The sequence below is a fragment of the Ruegeria sp. CDSC051 genome, from assembly GCF_059610665.1.
Genome location: NZ_JBXWOC010000003.1, coordinates 336,455 through 355,916, shown reverse-complemented (window position 1 = coordinate 355,916; position 19,462 = coordinate 336,455). Strand labels below are relative to the sequence as shown.

General features: G+C 57.2%; 20 protein-coding genes and 1 tRNA gene. 3 read left to right on the top strand and 18 right to left on the bottom strand.

Features of this window, described 5'->3' with window-relative positions; genetic code table 11:
• Positions 1-97: 97 nt before the first annotated feature.
• From AC2FH0_RS09980 to AC2FH0_RS09935, 10 genes are all read right to left on the bottom strand, one after another.
• The gene (locus tag AC2FH0_RS09980; RefSeq protein ID WP_496701173.1) at positions 98-697 is read right to left on the bottom strand and encodes a GNAT family N-acetyltransferase; all 600 of its coding nucleotides are present in this window, start codon (positions 695-697) and stop codon (positions 98-100) included.
• Positions 690-1,088, bottom strand: coding sequence for a ketosteroid isomerase-related protein (locus AC2FH0_RS09975; protein WP_281995642.1), 399 nt, complete (start codon positions 1,086-1,088; stop codon positions 690-692). Before AC2FH0_RS09975 ends, AC2FH0_RS09980 begins: the two co-directional genes overlap by 8 nt.
• A 2-nt stretch (positions 1,089-1,090) precedes the next feature.
• Positions 1,091-1,543, bottom strand: a complete 453-nt coding sequence (locus tag AC2FH0_RS09970) for an arsenate-mycothiol transferase ArsC (protein WP_142639018.1) — start codon at positions 1,541-1,543, stop codon at positions 1,091-1,093.
• Between the two features lie 3 nt (positions 1,544-1,546).
• The gene (locus AC2FH0_RS09965; protein WP_142639020.1) at positions 1,547-2,026 is read right to left on the bottom strand and encodes a UPF0262 family protein; all 480 of its coding nucleotides are present in this window, start codon (positions 2,024-2,026) and stop codon (positions 1,547-1,549) included.
• Between the two features lie 86 nt (positions 2,027-2,112).
• A complete protein-coding gene (locus AC2FH0_RS09960) occupies positions 2,113-2,910 on the bottom strand; it encodes a hypothetical protein (protein ID WP_496789233.1) in 798 nt (265 codons plus the stop codon).
• 120 nt (positions 2,911-3,030) lie between these two features.
• Positions 3,031-4,332, bottom strand: a complete 1,302-nt coding sequence (hisD, locus tag AC2FH0_RS09955; RefSeq protein WP_496789232.1) for a histidinol dehydrogenase — start codon at positions 4,330-4,332, stop codon at positions 3,031-3,033.
• A 60-nt stretch (positions 4,333-4,392) separates the two neighbouring features.
• Positions 4,393-4,914, bottom strand: a complete 522-nt coding sequence (locus AC2FH0_RS09950) for a GNAT family N-acetyltransferase (RefSeq protein WP_496789231.1) — start codon at positions 4,912-4,914, stop codon at positions 4,393-4,395.
• The gene (locus AC2FH0_RS09945; protein WP_281973613.1) at positions 4,904-5,380 is read right to left on the bottom strand and encodes a DUF2948 family protein; all 477 of its coding nucleotides are present in this window, start codon (positions 5,378-5,380) and stop codon (positions 4,904-4,906) included. Before AC2FH0_RS09945 ends, AC2FH0_RS09950 begins: the two co-directional genes overlap by 11 nt.
• Complete coding sequence (gene murA, locus AC2FH0_RS09940) at positions 5,377-6,645, bottom strand: UDP-N-acetylglucosamine 1-carboxyvinyltransferase (protein WP_496708851.1); 1,269 nt, start codon at positions 6,643-6,645, stop codon at positions 5,377-5,379. The genes AC2FH0_RS09945 and murA overlap by 4 nt, the downstream gene beginning before the upstream one ends.
• A gap of 6 nt (positions 6,646-6,651) precedes the next feature.
• Positions 6,652-6,807 carry a hypothetical protein gene (locus tag AC2FH0_RS09935; RefSeq protein WP_496696796.1) on the bottom strand — a complete coding sequence of 52 codons (156 nt, stop codon included), beginning with the start codon at positions 6,805-6,807 and terminating at the stop codon, positions 6,652-6,654.
• An 83-nt stretch (positions 6,808-6,890) separates the two neighbouring features.
• Here AC2FH0_RS09935 and AC2FH0_RS09930 point away from each other — a divergent pair.
• Both AC2FH0_RS09930 and AC2FH0_RS09925 read left to right on the top strand, forming a co-directional pair.
• Positions 6,891-6,965 (top strand) — tRNA-Thr (locus tag AC2FH0_RS09930).
• Positions 6,966-7,611: 646 nt separating this feature from the next.
• A complete protein-coding gene (locus AC2FH0_RS09925; RefSeq protein WP_496702225.1) occupies positions 7,612-8,580 on the top strand; it encodes an NAD(P)-dependent oxidoreductase in 969 nt (322 codons plus the stop codon).
• A 285-nt stretch (positions 8,581-8,865) separates the two neighbouring features.
• Here AC2FH0_RS09925 and AC2FH0_RS09920 read toward each other — a convergent pair whose 3' ends face one another.
• From AC2FH0_RS09920 to AC2FH0_RS09890, 7 genes are all read right to left on the bottom strand, one after another.
• A complete protein-coding gene (locus AC2FH0_RS09920; protein ID WP_496789230.1) occupies positions 8,866-10,602 on the bottom strand; it encodes a Mur ligase family protein in 1,737 nt (578 codons plus the stop codon).
• Between the two features lie 14 nt (positions 10,603-10,616).
• Positions 10,617-13,412 (bottom strand): cyanophycin synthetase, encoded by a 2,796-nt coding sequence (gene cphA, locus AC2FH0_RS09915; RefSeq protein ID WP_496789228.1) that lies wholly within the window; start codon positions 13,410-13,412, stop codon positions 10,617-10,619.
• Between the two features lie 22 nt (positions 13,413-13,434).
• Positions 13,435-14,322, bottom strand: coding sequence for a cyanophycinase (locus AC2FH0_RS09910; RefSeq protein WP_142637921.1), 888 nt, complete (start codon positions 14,320-14,322; stop codon positions 13,435-13,437).
• 55 nt (positions 14,323-14,377) lie between these two features.
• Complete coding sequence (gene iadA / locus AC2FH0_RS09905) at positions 14,378-15,544, bottom strand: beta-aspartyl-peptidase (RefSeq protein WP_496789227.1); 1,167 nt, start codon at positions 15,542-15,544, stop codon at positions 14,378-14,380.
• 286 nt (positions 15,545-15,830) lie between these two features.
• A complete protein-coding gene (locus tag AC2FH0_RS09900; protein WP_142637917.1) occupies positions 15,831-16,145 on the bottom strand; it encodes a DUF1244 domain-containing protein in 315 nt (104 codons plus the stop codon).
• Between the two features lie 88 nt (positions 16,146-16,233).
• Positions 16,234-16,473 carry a DUF6868 family protein gene (locus AC2FH0_RS09895; protein WP_496789226.1) on the bottom strand — a complete coding sequence of 80 codons (240 nt, stop codon included), beginning with the start codon at positions 16,471-16,473 and terminating at the stop codon, positions 16,234-16,236.
• Positions 16,474-16,550: 77 nt separating this feature from the next.
• Entirely contained in the window at positions 16,551-17,288 is a 738-nt protein-coding gene (locus tag AC2FH0_RS09890; protein WP_496789224.1) for an N-formylglutamate amidohydrolase, read from the bottom strand.
• A 133-nt stretch (positions 17,289-17,421) separates the two neighbouring features.
• On the opposite strand from AC2FH0_RS09890, the gene pyk reads away from it, so the two are divergent.
• Complete coding sequence (pyk, locus tag AC2FH0_RS09885; RefSeq protein WP_142637911.1) at positions 17,422-18,867, top strand: pyruvate kinase; 1,446 nt, start codon at positions 17,422-17,424, stop codon at positions 18,865-18,867.
• Here pyk and AC2FH0_RS09880 read toward each other — a convergent pair whose 3' ends face one another.
• Positions 18,868-19,341 (bottom strand): Lrp/AsnC family transcriptional regulator, encoded by a 474-nt coding sequence (locus AC2FH0_RS09880; protein ID WP_142637909.1) that lies wholly within the window; start codon positions 19,339-19,341, stop codon positions 18,868-18,870.
• Positions 19,342-19,462 lie beyond the last annotated feature (121 nt).

The following is a 19,462-nucleotide window of genomic DNA, read 5'->3' as shown; positions in this document are numbered from 1 at the left end:
AAAATCAACTCCGAGACAGCAAAGGCGGAAACGCCGGTCAATCAGGGCTTGGGCCGTAAAATACGGCCTTCTTGGGCGCAAACGTCAGCCATAAAATCTAAGCCGTGATATCCCTGATCCAAAACTGCAACGGCTTCAGCGTCTCGCCTTCTTCGCCGATATCCCTCCACGAAAACTGCGCAACAGCGCCAGGCAACGGCTCATACTTCCGCGCGCTCCAAAAAGCATCCAGCGGGCGGTAGGTATCAGGCCGCATCGGGTGATCGGTCGTGCGTTGCACACCGCAAAAGGCGCATTTGGTGAAGCCAAAGTTGCGCGCATGGGCTTCGCGCAGGTCAAAGAACCTATGCCCCACGCCCTGCCCGCGATAGTTGGGCAGCAAGACGGATTCGGCGCAGTAGAAGATCTGGGACAAGTCCAGCCCAGAGCCATCGAAGGCCGCCGCGAAATCGGCGGCATGGTCGACTAGCGGGGCGCCGGTCGATGCGCCGATCAGACGATCCCCGTCAAAGGCACCAACAACGATGGATCTGTCGCTGTCACGGTAGGATTGCAGGTATTTCCGCTCGTATTCCAGATCGCCGTCATAAAGATACGGCCATGCCCGAAACACCTCGATCCGCAAGCGAGCGACGTCATCCAGAGCCGCCTCAAGCGCCGCCCCGGTCAAGGCGCGAACGCCTGTGACCTCAGCCATTCGAGACCTGCTTGGTCCAGTCGGCCAGGTTGTAAAAGGTGGTGACCCGCGTGATCTTGCCATCCTTTAGGTCAAAGAACGACCCGGCTGGTAGGCGGTAGGTCTGCCCGCGTGCTTTGGGCAGGCCTTCATCCGTCTCAAGATAGGTGCCGTTCACGATGAATTCAGCGGCGGCACGGGTACCGCCCTCGGCCGCGAACACAACGATATCGGTGAGGTTCTCGCGATAGCAGCGGTTCATGTGGTCACAAAAAGCTGCGAATTTCTCTTTGCCCACTCGTATCTGCCCTTCGTTCACATGATGGGCCACGTCGTCGGACAAACAGGCCAGCATGCCGGTTACGTCCCCGGCGTTGAAGGCTTCGAAATAGGTTTTGACGGTTTCGTTCATGGTCACTCCGTTGGTTCACCCCAGCGGTCCTTCAGATGCTGAATGATCTGATCGCGGGTCTGTCGGTAGTGATGTAACTTTTCCTCGCGGCTTTCACCCAGCCCGGTAGGGTCCATTATTGGCCAATAATCGACATCCAGATGAAAAACCCGCGTCAAATCCAGCGCACGGCGCTGGCTGGCCGGCGACAGCGCTACAATCAGATCGAACGAGCTGAGGTCGTCGCCCCATTCCTGCATTTCATCAAACGACCGGGACCGGTGACGTGAAAGCTCGACGTCGATTTCATGACAGACCGAAATGCAAAAGCCATCGATCTCAAGATCGTTGTGCACCCCGGCGGATTGCACATAGGTGCCGGTGCCATAAAACTTCTTCATGATGCCTTCGGCCATCGGAGATCGGACCGAATTGTGGTCGCAACAGAACAAGATGGACTGCGGCAGAGACGTCACCCGTCACCCCCCGAAATGCAATACGCAGATCAACGTAAACAGGCGACGGGCTGTGTCTGAATCTACTTCGGCCTTGCCTTCCAGACGTTCCTGCAACACCCGACTGCCTTCGTTGTGGATACCGCGCCGGGCCATGTCGATGGTTTCGATCTGGCTGGGCGGCAAAGTCTTTACGGCGTCGAAATAGCTTTCACAGATCTGGAAGTAGTCCTTGACCACCTGCCTGAATGGTCCAAGGGACAGATGGAACTCGGCCGCTTTTTCTTCGGCTTCGGTGGCAATGTCGAAGACCAAACGCTTGTCACGGATCGAGAGTTGCACATGATACGGCCCTTCCGGAACCACACGATCATCGCGTTTGGGCAGCGCGAAAGCGTTATCCTCAAGCAGATCATAGATTGCCACTTTGCGCTCCTGCTCGATCTCGGGTGTCGGCGGGGGCAAGTTTCTATCATCCAGTTCGATGTGCGAAATTCGGGTCATGGTCGTTTGGTCCGTTCAGGTCGGGACAGACTTATCCCAATGGAAATAAATGGGCAACGCAGTGACGGCCCGTCCAACGAAAATCGTCAAAGCGGGTGTTCGGACGGATCTATTCCGTGTTTGCGCAACAGCGTATCGACCAGTGAACCAGAGTTGATTTGGCGGCCAAGAAAGATCTTTCGGAACCAGGATCCAAAAAAATGGACAGACATCTGTTGGTCCCACTTCAGAAAATCCAGTTTGGAAAGGTCAGGATCATTCCAAAGGCCGCGGTATCGCAATGGGATAGGATAGAGGACCGACCTGTGCACAGCTATCTCATGCTCTGGTGTGCCATAAAGAAAATGAAACAGCATGGGCGGACCAAAGCTGAAAATTGGCAGGCTCCAATAGGTCGACCCGTTGAACATTTGGCTGTAGGTTTCCTTATGCTCTTGTGTCCACCATGGCGGCACCAGATCGCTGTCAAAAGCATATTTGCACATGGCTTGCAGCCCCGGACTGTCGCTGGGCAACGCAAGTACACCGTTCATGATCCGTTGTTTCTTGAGGTTCGCATTCGGAAAAAGATACCCGTTCTTTGTCTCAAATGGCCGGACCGCATAAGCATCCGCATCGGCCCAGATATAGTCGGTTTTTTGCATCAACTGCAGACGGAAAAGATCTGCATGAACGGCCACGGATCGGGTTATCGGATCGCGGTAGATCTCGGGAGTATCATAAATTTCGCGGGCATCGCGCGGCTCGATATAATCCGGAATGTCTTCAAGATCGCCATAGTGATAGACGATTGGCTTCTGGTCGACATCGGCGAAGGACTTCAGGCACAGATGTTCCAAAAAGCTAAAGCGCTTACCGATCCAGAGGGTCGCCACACGTTCCAAATCAACCTCCTTTAGATCCGGTCGCACATAAAGAGCGCCGCAATTTGCCCCTTGATTTCAAGCCCTATCGGGGAAAATCGGATGAGGTAATTGCAGGTGTGACCCTCTGACCATAGGTGATCAACCGTTCAATCGTTTCAACCGTGCGGTCACGGACAGCCCGTGCGCCTCAAGGCTTTCCGACTGCGCAAGTTGCTCTGCCGCTGGCCCGATTGCCCGCAGGGCTTCGGGTGTCATCTGGCTGAGAGTCGTGCGTTTAAGGAAATCCATCACACTCAGACCGGAAGAAAAACGCGCCGACCGGGCGGTGGGTAGGACGTGATTGGGCCCACCAACATAATCCCCGATTGCCTCGGGCGTGTATTGACCAAGAAAGATTGCACCTGCGTGAATTGTCTTTTCGCTCAGAGCGACGGGATCTGCGACGCATAGCTCAAGGTGTTCCGGGGCAATTCGGTTCGACAGAGAGGCTGCCTCATCCAGACTGCCCACAGTGATCACCGCACCAAAATCGCGCCAGCTGGCACCTGCAATCGCCCGGCGCTGGAGAGTTTCAAGACGTTTGTCTACGGCTTGCGCCACAGCCCGTCCAAAATCGGCGTTATCCGTGATTAGAATGGATTGAGCACTTTCGTCATGTTCTGCCTGGCTGAGTAGATCCAGTGCAATCCAGTCGGGGTCGTTGTCTTTGTCAGCAATAACCAAAATCTCAGACGGGCCCGCAATCATGTCGATGCCGACCTTGCCAAAGACACGGCGCTTGGCCGCGGCGACAAAGGCGTTTCCGGGGCCTGTGATCTTGTCCACCGCTGCGATTGTATCTGTTCCATAGGCCAGTGCCGCAATCGCCTGCGCCCCGCCGATGCGATAGACCGTAGTCACGCCTGACAGGCGCGCGGCCAAAAGGACCAGAGGGTTCGCCTGACCGTCTGGGGTGGGCACGGCGATAGCCAGACGCTCGACCCCTGCGACATTGGCCGGGATCGCGTTCATCAGCACCGACGACGGATACGAGGCCAGCCCTCCCGGCACATACAGCCCCGCCGCAGACACTGCGGACCAGCGCCAGCCAAGGGTCGCCCCGGCCTCATCCGTCCATTGGTGATCGGCGGGCATCTGTTTCTCGTGATAGGCCCGGATGCGTTCGGCTGCCAGTTCGAGCGCCTGACGATCCGCGTCCGAGACCTGCGCAATGGCGGCGTCGATTTCCTCTTCCGAAAAGGTCAGCGTTTCCGGTGTCAGCGCCAACCGGTCAAATTTGGCCGTCAGTTCGATCACAGCCGCATCGCCGCGGGCACGGACATCGTCAATGATCTGCGCTACGATGGCATCAACATCCGGGCTGTCTTCGCGCTTGGCCGACAGCAGGGTTTGAAAAGCGGCTTCAAACTCGGGCGTCTTGGTGTTTAGGAAAACGGGCATGATCTGGCACTCCGTAGCGTTTCACCGGGTCATATCGCCGGGATGGGCTGTCCTCAACCCTCAGTCCACCGGGTGCAGCGATTTGCGCATCTCAAAACAGGATATGCTTTTGCGCGCCGCGCAGCCGCCAGTCGGTTTCCAGCCATGCCGGATATAAAACGGCTGGGCCGTCCGTGTCCCCTCAAGCTGTGCCTCGGTGCAACCGGCAGCGGCCAGTTCCTGTTCCAGCCGGGCCAACAACGCGCTTCCCACCCCAAGACCGGTATGAGCCGGGTCGATATAGAGCAGCGTGATCTCGCCGCCCTCACGCAATCCGCCGACAGCCGCAACCTGACCTGCGCGCTCGGCCAGCCAAATCTGCGCTCCGGCCTTGACCCAACCCCGAATGGTCTCCGGGTCTTTATTGGCGGTCCATTCCGCAACGGCCTGCGGATCATCGCCATGATCCGCCTCGCACAGCTGCGTGATCGAACGGATCAGAACCCGGCTTAGATCAAAGACATCAAACACGGTCGCGCGGCGCAACATCAGACCAGCGGGTGGTTCTGAGAAGGCCTGCGCGATACCGCGCTTATTCTGCATGATGCGGCGCTTGCCCCGAAGGCGCCTGATAGGGGCGGGTTACATCCTTGAGCGTGACGTCTATTGCCTCGACCGATAGACGGATCGCGCCATCTCCGGCCAATGTAAGCAAAATCTGACCCGCGCCGTCTTCGCCGGGTTCAAAATCGACCGAAAGCAAGGACATCACCAAATCCTTCTCGCTACGGTCGATACCCTGGCTGGCCACGGTTAGAACGGAAGCGAACACCAGCACAGACTGCACCCTTTCGAATGGACGGCCCCGGCGCGTGGCCGCATCCTTGTCCTCCCAGCGGAAACGGTTCAGCAACAGGCCAAAGCGGCGCTGCGACGGGTGCCAGGTCATTTCGGATACAGGGAACACCGCATCCTGTGTCAAAGTCGAGATCACCTGAAGGTCATCCCCATCCTCTGCACCCAGATTCAGTGGAGCCTCACGCCCATCGTGGAAACTTGCGTCTGTCATTGGTCTTTGATCCGTTCAATTTTGGCGCCCACGCCTTCCAGCTTGCGCACAACATGCTCATACCCACGATCCAGATGATAGACCCTGCTGACAGTTGTTTCACCTTCAGCAGCCAGCCCCGCCAGTATCAGCGAAACCGAAGCGCGCAGATCTGTCGCCATAACCGGTGCGCCCTTCAGACGTTCGACACCAGTCACGGTTGCCGTGCCACCGTGCACTTCGATATTCGCGCCCATCCGCACCAATTCGGGGGCGTGCATGAAACGGTTCTCGAAAATGCGTTCTTCGAGCACCGAGGTACCTTCGGCCGTGCACATCAGCGCCATCATCTGGGCCTGCAGGTCGGTCGGAAAACCCGGGAACGGCTCGGTCACGACATCCACGGCTTTGACGCGCCCGTTCTTGCGGGCGACCAAAAGACTGTTTGCTGTTTCCGAGACATTCACGCCCGCCGCATCCAGTTTCCCGGCAAATGATTCCACCAGAGACATCCGCCCGCCCAACAGTTCGACCTCGCCTCCGCAGATCGCCGGGGCCAGCATATAGGTGCCCAGCTCGATCCGGTCAGTGACCACCTGATGAGTGGCACCATGCAACCGGTCTACGCCTTGAATTTCGATGGTCGGCGTGCCTTCACCGGAAATCTGAGCACCCATCTTCCTCAGACACTCGACCAAATCGACAATTTCAGGTTCGCGCGCCGCGTTCTTCAGAACCGTTGTGCCTTTGGCCAGCGTGGCCGCCATGACAATGTTCTCGGTCGCGCCCACGGATGCAAATCGCATCTCATGCACGGCACCTTTCAACCCGCCCACAGCTTTGGCATGCAGATACCCGTCCTTAAGCTCAATCTCAGCGCCCAGCGCCTCGAGCCCTTCGACGTGCAAATCCATCGGACGCGCGCCGATTGCACAGCCCCCGGGCAGCGAAACGACCGCCTGCCCAAACCGCGCCAGCAAAGGACCCAGCACAAGGTTTGACGCGCGCATCTTTCGCACGATGTCATAGTCCGCCGTCTGACTGGTCAGGTCGTGGCTGGACATAGCGATCACCTGACCATCCTGCAATGACGACACCTCGGCCCCCAAGGACTGCAGCAAAGCCGTCATCGTCTTGATGTCGCTCAGCCGAGGCGCATTGGTCAGCGTCAGCGGTTCTTCGCTGAGCAAGGTCGCCGGCATCAGCGTCAGACACGCGTTTTTTGCCCCTGCAATCGGTATCTGACCTTTAAGCGGCCCGTTGCCTGTCACCAGAATCGAATCCATCTGCTCTTATCCCTCGTCTTTGTCGGCTTTGCCGTTCTGGGTTGCCCGCGCCTTAGCCTGCGCCTTACGCCGCGCCATATTCGCCTTGAGCGCCGCTTTCAGCCGCTCTTCGCGCACATCGCCGGATCTGCCGTGTTTTTTAGGTGTATTTTTATCTGCCATAACCTTTCTCTACAGGAGGCGAAAAAAACCGTCCAGACACCCTTGCGCCGCGTTTCGTTTGAGTCTAATCACCCGCCCACAGCGCTGCTGTAGCTCAGAGGTAGAGCACTCCCTTGGTAAGGGAGAGGTCGAGAGTTCAATTCTCTCCAGCAGCACCATCTCATCTTTGCACCTCTGGTTTTCTTTGAAGCTCCGAAACGGGCGGGCAAATGACGTTGAGATATGCCTTGTTTCGACAATATCGCACTGGCTCCGCCGAAGCTGACCTACGTAGCCGACCATGTACAGCTAGGCTGCCGCAAGTTTTGTCCTGACCATCTCTCGCATATCCCTAATCCGGGGCAAACTGTCCACGCAGCCAAGCTTTGAACAGGTCGACATCGATATGCGAAGCGTTCAAATGTCGGGCCGCTGCCTCGAAGCTGCGTAACCAGCTATGGGTATTGGGTTTGATCTAATCTAGCGACAAATAATTTTTGTGGTAGATAGCCTGTTTTATCATTTTCACTTGCGGCTCAGGTCGCGATACAAGTTTTTGAATTGTCTCAAATCCGAACAGGAAATCTGGACTTGATCAAACCAGACGTCTCATCGACGAAAGTCAGAATTGCCGCATTCGTGGCCAATCCGGCGCTTGGCTTCGACTTCGTGGCAAACGCGGCCGGTCTTGGCGTTATTGCAGATTCCAACGTCGTTCATCTGACAAAGGGATCGGTGGCACCTTGTGCTCGGACATCGCTTATTGACTGCTCACCTAGCGGATCTGTTTGTTTGGATTTTTCGTACACTCGGAAGGAATAGAAGATGAAAGTAGGGTTCATTGGACTTGGTAATGTCGGCGGAAAGCTTTCAGGCAGCCTTTTGCGGAACGGAATCGACCTGACGGTTCTTGATCTAAACCGCGACTTGATGGAAGCGGCGGCGGCCAAGGGTGCCAAGTTGGCAGAAAATGCCGCAGCATTGATGCGTGATTGCGATGTCGTCATCACCTGCCTACCCTCGCCTGCCGCCTCGGACGCTGTCATGCAGGAGATGCTGCCAGAGGTGAAAGAAGGCAAGATCTGGCTGGAGATGTCTACCACTGACCAAGCCGAAGCCGAACGCCTTGGCGGTATCGTCATCGCCGCCGGTGGTGCCGCAGTCGATTGCCCGGTATCTGGCGGTTGCCACCGCGCCGACACTGGTAATATCTCGATCTTTGCGGGCTGTGACCGCTCAACGTTCGAGCGAGTTCTGCCGTTGCTGAAGACCATGGGACGGCGTATCCTGCATACTGGTGAGCTTGGCAGCGCCTCGATGCTCAAGGTACTTACCAATTATCTGGCCACCGTCCATCTGGTCGCCAATGCCGAAGCGTTGGTGACGGCGAAGGCTGCAGGTATGGACCTAAACACAGCCTACGAGGCGATCAAAATTTCGTCTGGTAACAGCTTTTCCCATGTTACCGAAAGCCAGGTAATCCTGAACGGTTCGCGCGATATCTCATTCACCATGGATCTGGTGAAAAAAGATGTGGGCCTGTTCCAGAGTATTGCCGAACGAAACAATGTGCCGCTGGAAGTCTCTCCCTTGATTTGCCAGATTTTTGACGACGGCATTGCACGCTATGGCGATCGCGAGCTATCGCCCAACATTATCCGTCGGTTAGAGGACGCCACCGGTCTTTCCATCCTTGCCCCCGGCTTCCCTGCGGAAATGGCGGATGACGAACCAGAAGAGCCTGGATACGAGGTGATCCCGCAGGGTTCGTCGCACGTCTCAGCCGGCAGCTAGAGCCCGTTCCGGCAGCCACGAGCAAGTTGAGGGCAGGTATCATACCTGCCCCAACGGCCAATGATCAGGGGCTCAATGCCCTTTGAACGGCGTCGCACCAGCTTACTCGGCCTCGAATTGCGGGACAGTATGATGCAATGCGCAAAGCAAAAAATTCGAGGATGAGGCGGATATACGATAGGGCCGTATTGATATTGGGTGAGGGCGTCGAATGTGGACTGCCGACCGCCCAAAAACTGATTTCCTAACACGCCCTCTCTGTGATCCCGACACGCGCCTCTGTTCTTACCCGTCGAGCATAGCGAGAACAGCGTCACGATCGGACAGAACCAGCAGCAAAGCGATATCATCCGGTTGTAGCTTTTCGAGTATCATTGATGCGGCTTGTGTGGGCGAAGCGGCTCTGAGTATTTGTTCTGCACCATACCCATGTTCCAACGCTGTCCTTTCGATCAGATCAGAAACTTCCCCCGACTCGCGGCCTCTTAGATACCCTTCCAACTCGGTTGCGACGACCACGTCGGGTTGGAAATTCAGCGCTGTCGCGGTTACGTCCCGGATATCCTGATCCGATCTATCCCCCGCATGGCTGAGCATGATGAAACGCCGTTTTGCTGGCAAGCTCGACAGCGCATCGCAAACGGCGGAAATCGAATGCGGGTTATGTGCAAAATCCACAAAGACCCGTGCCCCGTTGTATCGGAACTCGTTGCAACGGCCTGGATTATCCTTAGCGTCTGGTTTGAACCCGGCCAACCCATCCCGAGCCGCCTGAGCGGGCAAGTCCAACGCCAAAGCCAGGCACAAAGCCGCTAGCGCGTTCAGGATATTGTATTTCGCAGCGCCGCCCATGGTCAGGGGAACATCGGAAACTGCGATCACCACCTGTTCCGCCGCACCGTCGAAAAACACGATATCACCCTGCCGTACATAGGCGCAGCACCTGTCTGCATCGCGCGCCTGGCGGATCAGGTCGTTCTGCGCGTCCAGCGAAAACCACCAGATATTCGCCGAGGTATTCTTCGCCTCGGCACGGACAAAGTCGTCATCGGCATTCAGGGCCAGCACGCCCCCCTCAGCCAATGTCCGATGTACGGCGAATTTGGCCTGGGCCAGTTCCGGCACCGTGTTGACCCCGTATTGGCCCAGATGGTCGTTGGCTACATTGGTGACAGCCGCCGCCGTGGCAGCGCGGGTCGGCAGACCCCGGCGCAGGATGCCCCCACGGGCGACTTCAAGACAGGCAACCTCCAGCCTTTTATCGCGCAGCAACATCCGCCCGCCGCCGGGGCCCGAGTAATCGCCACGGTCCAGTATATCATCGCCCACGCGGACAAACTCGGTCGAGGTTAGCCCAGCGACCTTGCCCGAAGCGCGTGCGATAGCCTCAAGCAGCCGGGTCGTAGTGGTCTTGCCGTTGGTTCCGGTGATGAACGCGACCGGGATATCATGCAGCGCAGACCAGTCCACCTCACCCGGGGTGGGCAGCCCATCAACAGGCCAAGTCTGACTGCCTGTGCCATGCCCGATCGACACCTCGTCATCATCGCAAAGGATATCCACGCCATGCGCCTCAGCCGCGGCGATCAAGGCGATCAGTGCGGGATTGGCTTCCATTTCCATGACGCCTTTGACATCCGCAACCATCTGATCGAAATCTCCGGGCTCGGATGCCAGCAGTTCTGCAGCACAGAAATGCCAGGCGGTTTGCGCTGCGAATATCCCGGAATAGAGCTGATCCATCGGTGCCGAGATCGCCAGATTGACACCGCCCGTAAAGGTACGGTGGATCAGACCCTGTCCCTGCCAGCCCAGTGCGTCCAGAACCCGGCGCGCATGCTTCTCCCACAAGTCGGTGATCTGCGTCGCGTCGATATCGGTGAAGAAAACATCCATCACCGCGCCGGGTCGGTTCCATAGCAGGCCCGGCCCGGTCAGACGCCGGGCGTCATCCACCTGAATATGGTCAACGGTCGCGCTTTCTATTGTCAGCGCGGTCTCAAGCTCTTCGATCCGGTCCATTCCGGTGCCTCCGCTCAATCCGCGTCTTCGCTGATTTCACGGGCCAGACGCACGCCACGCTCATCCCGGATCAGGTTCTGGTCGCCTTCGAACATATCTTCGAACGAGGTTTCGGCGGGGGCTGCCACAGGTGCGACCTCGGGTTCTTCGCCATCAGAATTGAAATAGATGATCTGTTTCCAGCAGCGCGTTGTGTCATCACCAAAGATCACCAACAGATCGCCCTGTCCGGCCTGTTCCAACGCGGCACTGACCGCTTCGACTTCGTCGGGGATGACCGTGATGGCTGCGGCATCCACGCCGTTGTCGATCAGGGCTTGACGCATCATCTGCGGCACCTCGTCATGCCCGCGTCCGCGACGGCGGTCATCTGCCTTGCAGATGAAATGATCAAAATGTCCGGCTAGGGCGGCGGCCCCATCGACAATATCTTCGTCGCGCCGGTCGCCAGGCATCGCTACAACGCACAGCCTGCGGCCCTTGATCTCTAACTGATCGGCCAGCGCCGCCATCGCTTTCAGCGCGGCGGGGTTATGGCCATAATCGAGGATCACCTTGAAGGGATGTTCGTCATAGACATTCATCCGTCCAGGTGCCTGAAAATAGCTGGTGTCGAAGGTGCGCAGCCCATGGCGGATATTATCTAGGTCCACGCCGAAACTATAGGCCATCGCGGCGGCGAACATCGCATTCTGGACGTTGAAAATTGCCTTGCCTTCCAACGTCGCCGGGATCAGATGCGACCACAGAACCGGGATATGAAGCCCGTTGTCATAGATGGTCAGCATGTCACCATTCATGCCTTTTTCAAGCACGATAGCCTTGCCGCCGGCCTTGATATGTTCCTTGACCAGACTGTGCGCTGGATTGGTCGTGACATAGAAAATCTGATCCGCTTGAGCGTAGTCGGCCATTTTCAGACAGTTGATGTCATCGGCATTCAGCACTGCAGTATCCACAGCGCTTTCAACCACCACGCGCTTGACAACGGCCAGCTCCTCGACCGTGTTTATGCCGCCGAGACCCAGATGATCGGCCGAGACATTCAGACACGCCGCCACGTTCGACCGCTGATAGCCCAGACCGGACCGCACAAGCCCGCCGCGTGCGGTTTCCATCACCGCAAAATCGACCGCCGGATCACGCAGGACGATCTGTGCGGATTTCGGTCCCGTCATATCGCCCTTAACGCTTAGTTTACCGTCCACATAGACGCCATCGGTCGAGGTCATGCCAACGGTCTTGCTGCTGGTTTTCATAATATGCCCCAGCATCCGCGAGGTCGTCGTCTTGCCGTTGGTTCCTGTGATCGCCGCAATCGGGATGCGAGTTTCCTCATTGGCGGGGAACAACATGTCGATCACTCTGCCCGCCACGTCGCGGGGCTGACCTTCGGACGGCGCCACGTGCATCCGAAAGCCCGGGGCGGCGTTCACCTCGACGATAGCACCGCCGATATCCTTGTAGGATTTGGTGATGTCGTCGATCAGAAAATCCACACCTCCCACATCCAATCCAACCGCCATGATGGCGCGTTCGGCCATGTCACGATTGTCAGGATGCACCACATCCGTCAGATCAATCGCTGTCCCCCCCGTCGACAGATTTGCCGTTGAACGGAGATAGAAGATCTCGCCTTCCGACAGCACCGTTTCTTCGGTCACGCCCGCATTCTCCATCAGGCGTTTGGCCTGATTGTCGATTTCCAGCATGGTCAGCACTTTCTCGTGTCCGATGCCACGGCGCGGATCCTGGTTCACGATGTCAACCAGTTCGGCAATCGTGTGTGTGCCGTCGCCAACGACATGTCCGGGGACACGCTTGGCCACCGCAACCAGTTTGTTGTTCACAACCAGCATTCGGTGGTCAAAACCGGTGATGAAGCTTTCCACCAGAATGGCCCTGCTCCGAGAATGTTCCTTGGCTTCGGCAAAACCGGCCTCGACCTCGGACTCTGAATTCAGATTGATCGAAACACCGCGCCCATGATTGGCGTCGAGCGGCTTGACGACAACAGGAAACCCGATACGTCCCGCTGCTTTTGCCGCCTCGCGTGCCGAATAGACCATGCGCTGCTGTGGTACCGGCAGACCCAGATCGTTCAGCAGATTGTGGGTATCTTCCTTGTCGCAGGAAATCTCGACCGAGATATGTTTGGTCTCAGAAGTGATGGTAGCCTGGATGCGTTTCTGATACTTCCCGTGTCCGAACTGCACCAGCGAGCCAGAGTTCAGCCTGATCCACGGAATGTCCCGCTCTTGTGCCGCCTTGACCAACGAGCCGGTCGAGGGGCCAAATTCTTTGCGCTGCGCCCGCAGCACAAAGCTGCGTAACTCATCATCCCAGTTGAAATCTGGATCAAAGTCGTAATCCACCTGGTCCTTGAGGGAGTGTGGCAACAGATGCATTAGCAGACGCATCGCCAGCTTGCCCGCATCCAGTCCGACATCGCGCTGGCGGTATTCATAAACCATGTTGTATTGGCCGGGTTCGCCAGTGCCGCGCGTTCGGCCAAAAGTCACATCCGTACCAGCTACGTTCTGAACCTCGATAGCGCAATGTTCCAGCACATGACCCAGCCAGGTGCCTTCATCTTCGCGCAGGCGGCGGATGAACCCGCCGGGTTCGCGATAGGAACAGCCATGTTCTGTCAAACCGGGAAGTGCCGCGACCAGAGCGTCGATAAATTCCGAACCAATCTTTGCCGAAGGCCATTCTTCCAGAATACCCAGATCGATAACGTGGCGAATAACCGGAAAACTTGCCCAAACATTCGGGCCGACAAAGACGTTGGTCGAAATTATTTTCATGAGGCACCCTGTTGGTTAGTTTTTATTTTCCCCCGCCGGCGCCCTCGTCCCCGGACAGGTCCGGCAATGTACAGAACGCCATATGCTCATCCGGCGGAAACGCCTGGCGAGCCGTCAGATCATAACGGCACCCTTCGCCCAGAACGTCAAGCCGAAGTCCCAGAAGGCTCAACGCCTCTCCGCGACGGGCATCCCACATCGATGAATGCGTCAGATGGCTGGCATCCACCACAGTGACCGTTCCGCTGCCCACTACCTCAAGGACGTTATCGGGCCCAATGAAGGCCGCCGTGTCTTCGTCAACGCCCAGCCCGATCAGGAAAGGGTTGAAAGATGAGGCGGTTAACAGGCGCCCCAGGCGGTTACGCTGCGTGAAATGCTGGTCAATGATGACCGCATTGGTCAAACCCATGCCCGGGGCCAGAGTGATATTGCCTTCAGCCGGGGCCGAATTGCTGCTGCCGCCTGCAACCATATGCTCGGACATGACCGACGCCCCGGCTGAGGTTCCCGCAATCGGTATCCCCGCCGCATTCCGGCGCCGGATTTTTTGAGCAACAAGCGTGCCACCCAGAATCGCCGACAAGCGCAGCTGGTTCCCGCCGGTCATGAATATCCCGGTGGCGCGGTCCAACATCTCGGCATAGTCGGGATTGTCGCAATCGGCGCGACGCGAGATGGGCAGGAACTCAACCTGACCCGCTCCAAGCTCAGAGAATATGCGGTTATAATCCGGCCCTGTTTCTTCCAGCATCGAGGCTGTCGGGATCACGACAATATCGGCATCGCCGCCGCCGGACAGCTCCACGAATTTGCGGTGAATCTGCATTTCCTTGACGCGGTCTTCGCCACCGCCGATCGGGATGATGAACCCGCGCGGGGTCTCTGCATCAATGGGTGCAGGGCACATATCTTAACTACCTTCCGGAGCTATAGCGGGCAGCCACCGGGGACCGCGCGGACGTTCAAATCTGTTCATACATGCCGCGCCGGGCTATCTGGCCATCGCGGACATGCCATTCCCCCCGGGCCATCACATGCCGCACAGCGGTGTTTTCGTCAAGAACCACCAGATCGGCGTCCATACCCACTTTCAAACGGCCCTTTCGATGTAGCCTGAGCAGATCGGCGACATTAGAGGTCATCGGAGCAAGCGCATCAGACAGAGGCATTCCTTTATCGGTCAGGTCGCGCAGTGTTTCAGGCAGAGTGTCGGACAACCCCACACCAAACCGTGTCAGATTGCCCTCACGGTCAAAGGCCGGCAGGCAGCCACCCCCGTCAGAGCTGATGGTGAACCGGTCCGCGCGGCCACCTTGATCGCGGAATTGGATATAGGCCTCGGCGGCTGAAATGCCCGGCTCGATGTGTTCGCAGGGGAACGCGGTGGCGTCGATGTAACATCCGTGCCGCGCCAACGCGACGGCCTGTTCAAACAGGGGTTTGTTGCGATTGACATGGGTCGGGTTGAAGACGCGTGCGGGAATTTCGCAGGTCGCAATAGCCTGCTCCAACATCGACAGACCCCTGTCGCCGTCGCCCATATGGCAATGCACGACCCCTGCCTTGCCGGTCATCAGGCCCGCGACATGCGCCTCACTTGCGATCCGCAGAAACTCGTCCATTGTCGGTTGGCTTGACCGGTGATCACTGATCGCCAGTTCCCCAACGCCGATAACCGGGTCAAGAAACACGATATCACCCCGGGCGGAACCGGTCAGGGTGGTCAGTGGGACGTGATAGCCACCAGTGTGACACCAAGCCGAAAGCCCCTCCTCCCGCAGCCCATAGGCCTGCTGCACCAACGTCTGCGTGTTGCGGGTCAGATCGTCCGTCCCCAATACCCCCACAACCGACGTGACCCCGGCACGGGTGAACGAGGACAGGACCATCGGCGGCACCCGACTGGCTGGTCCGGTTTCACCGCCGCCGCCCGTGATGTGCGCGTGTCCGTCAATCAATCCCGGAACAACCGCTGCACCTTCGACGTCAACGACTTCAGCCTGAAGCGGATCCGGCAGTTCGGGTTGAGTGCTACCGAGGTAAATAATGCGTTCACCTGCTGTGAGAATATGGCCTAAACCAACAGGCTCAGGCGTATAGAGCCGCGCATTCTTGATCAGTTTCAACACGTTTCATACCCGTCAGTAAGAGCAAAGACATCCTTTCTTGCACTGAAAGTCAGCAGAAGAACCATCCCTTAATTCGGAGAAAGCGTAAATGTCGGGCGCAGGCCTTAAAGGCAAGATCTTAGGAGCGCTGAGGTAAAGCTGGGCATTTGCGCAATTCGCCGCGCCAGTCGCTTTCGGATCGGAACAACCGTAAGAAGCGAATGTAGCGGAGGCAGTGAAACCTTTGTTGACAGTCGCCTCACTGAGAAAAGGCCCGCCGGAATGGTGGGCCTTTCTATTTTCACGTTCAGCTCTTTTTGCCGACATTTTCTTCGAATGAGACTTCAAAAGCCGCCTGTTTTTCAGGGCTGGCTTCGGTCTGATACTTGGCTTTCCATTCGCTCATGGTCATCCCGTAAAAGATCTGACGGGCTTCGTCCTTGTCCATCTCAATGCCCTGTTCATTGGCCGCTTCCTGATACCAGCGCGACAGGCAGTTGCGGCAAAATCCGGCCAGGTTCATCATGTCGATGTTCTGAACATCGGTCCGGTCTTCCATCAGGTGCTGCTGCAACCTGCGGAATGCGGCGGCCTGAAGTTCGGTTTCGGTTTTCTGGTCCATGTTCTCGCTCCGGATGCTTGCCCAATATGTTCAAGATGACCTAACAACCCAAGCGGGCCGTTTCAATCATCAGCAACACCTCAGTGCGCTAGGCCAGTTTCAACGCCAGCCAGGGCACGATGGAAAAGATAAGCGCCAGAATTTTGTAATTGGCCAGATACCTGAAATACGCACGTTTCACATCCGCGCGGTCCATCCGGAACATCCGACTATGGATGCCAGCCGCCCAATCCTGCGTCAGCACGACCATCAGGGTCGAAAACAGTAACACAGCAAGGTTGATCACCGCCATCCAGCCGAAAACAGATGTCAAAAGCTCTTGCGTCATGATCGCCTCCTTTCGCCTGATATATGGGGTTTCGGGCGCGGTCGCTCAATGGTGCGCAGGCTCTCAGCCACCAAAAGTCACAATTCGCTTTGCGAAAGGGCGTCTTCCAGGACAATTCCCAGACGTTCGGCCCATGCGCGCTGCCCCGCGTGGTCGGCGATCAGGTCATTGCGCAGTTCGATTAACGCATTAGGGCGGCCAAAGGTAGAGCAATGCTTGTCGATCGCATCGCCCGGCAGAACGCCAGTATAGGGTTCATTGACGCCAACACATAGGTCCTTTTCAGCCTGCAACCGGTGGATCAGTGGGCGCGAAAAACGCTCATCCGGAGTGTGCAGCACACCGACATGCCAGGGACGCGGTTCGCGTCCACGCAACTGCCGGGTGAAAGAATGCATCGACACGATCACCGCATGGGGCAGTGCGGCCAGCTCAGCCAATGCCCTATGGTAAGGGCGGTAACACATGTTCAAACGCCGCTCGCGCTCATCCGCATCGGCGTTACGGTTGCCGGGAATGATTGACCCATCATACAGTTTCATCACAAGAGTCGGGTCGTCCTCGCCTCGGTTCGGATCGATCACAAGGCGCGAGAAATTCGCCGCGATCACAGGCGCGTTCAGAATTTCACCCAGATGTTTCGATACTTCATAGGCGCCCACGTCATAGGCGATGTGGCGCTCCATATCCTCACGCGGCAAGCCAAGATCCCCACCATTGATTCCCGGTGGAACAGTATTGGTCGCGTGGTCACATGTGATCAGCCAGCGGGAAGGGCGATCCGCGCCATGGATAAAAAACGGAGAATACGTCATAAGCCTGTCATGTTGTTTCCGGCAGGTTTAGGACAGTTGCTTCGGAAAGGGAATTGCGCAATAAGCGGGCAGAGTCGATGTTTGCGGTAACATTCGCGCAAATTCAGGACATGATTTGAGGAGAACAAGGTCAATGCGACGCCTGAGAAATGTGAAAATCGTGGCGACGCTGGGGCCGGCGTCCAATGACTATGACACCATTCGCGCATTGCACGAAGCCGGAGCCGACGTATTTCGCCTGAACATGAGCCATGGCAGCCATGACGAAATCCGCGAGCGGCACCGGATCATCCGTCAGGTCGAAAAGGATCTGGACAGCCCTATCGCCATTCTTGCAGATCTGCAGGGGCCAAAGCTGCGTGTCGGCGTATTTGCCAATGATGCGGAAGAGCTGATCGAGGGTGCCGTGTTTCGGTTGGATCTGGATCCGGCCCCGGGCGACGCAGGCCGCGTATGCCTGCCCCATCCCGAGATTTTTGCTGCGCTGGAACCCGGTGCGCGCCTCTTGGTCAATGATGGCAAAATTCGCCTGATCGTACAGGATTGCGGCCAGGATCATGCGAATTGTACCGTCGAGGTCGGTGGGACAATTTCGAACCGGAAAGGCGTGAACGTGCCGGACGTGGTGCTGCCTTTGGCAGCTCTGTCGGCCAAGGATCGTGGCGATCTGGAATTTGTCTGCCAGTTGGGCGTAGACTGGCTGGCGCTGAGTTTCGTTCAGCGTGCCAAAGATGTGTTCGAGGCTCGAGCGCTGGCCGACGGGCGCGCCTCAATCCTGTCCAAGATTGAAAAACCCGCCGCTGTTGAAGCGTTTGACGACATCCTCGATGCCTCGGACGGCATTATGGTTGCGCGCGGCGATCTGGGTGTGGAACTGCCGGTTTCTGCAGTGCCCCCGATCCAGAAACGTCTGGTCCGCCGGTGCCGTAGCGCCGCCAAGCCGGTGATTGTGGCCACACAGATGCTGGAAAGCATGATCGAAAGCCCGATGCCCACGCGGGCCGAGGTTTCAGATGTGGCAACCGCAATCTACGAAGGCACGGATGCCATCATGCTGAGTGCGGAATCTGCCGCTGGCTCATATCCGATCGAGGCCGTGCAGACTATGAACAAGGTCGCCATCGAGGTCGAAGCCGACCCCACTTATGATCAGATTATCGCAGCATCGCGCACGGCGAAGGGGACTACCGTGGCCGACGGCATCGTCGCCGCCGCTCGCGAAATTGCCGAGAAAACGGATATCAAGGCCATCTGTTGTTTCACTCAAAGCGGCACAACTGCGCTGTTGACCGCGCGCGAACGCCCCGGAGTTCCGATCATTGCAATGACCCCGGCAAAGGGAACGGCCCGTCGGTTATGCCTGAGCTGGGGCTGCCATTGCGTAATGACGCCCGAGCTTGAGCGTTTCAAAGGGGCGGTCGTCAGCGCCGCCCGTGCTGCTCGTTCTGGTGGATTTGCAACTGACACGGATCAGATCGTTGTCACCGCTGGTGTTCCGTTCAACGTGCCCGGCACGACCAATATCCTGCGGATCGCGCCTTGCGACGAAAGGCTGATCTATAACACGGACCCTGGCTGATCAGGCTGGTATGACATTCTGCCCGACCGGTTCCTTGACGATTTCCATCACGGTAAAGGAACTGGTCTGGTGAATGCCCGGAAGCTTATTTATCTTTTCCCCCAGGGTCTGGCGGAAATGGGCGATGTCGCGTGTGCGAACGGTTAACAGATAGTCAAACGACCCTGCCACCATCAGGCAGCTTTCGATTTCGGTGACATCGCGCACGGCATCGTTGAATTTATCCAATGAGTTCTCAGACGTTGCAGCCAGGGAAACCTGCACAACCGTCATATGCCCGAGACCCAACCGCTCCTTGTCCAGAACGGCGCTGTATCCGGTGATATAGCCGGTTCTTTCCAGTCGTTTTACACGCTCTGAGCACGGGGTGTTGGTCAGGTTTACCCGCATGGCAAGCTCGACGATCGGCAGGCGGCCATTGGCTTCCAATTCCCGCAGGATGCGTTGATCGATCTTGTCCAATTCTCTGTCCATTAGGAAAATTCCCTGTAATTTTGGCGTATAATGGGATAATTTACTGAGAATAGACCAAAAATAATACCATTTCCTAGTGATTTTTCCTGATACTGACTTGAGGGCAGTCTACAATAAATGC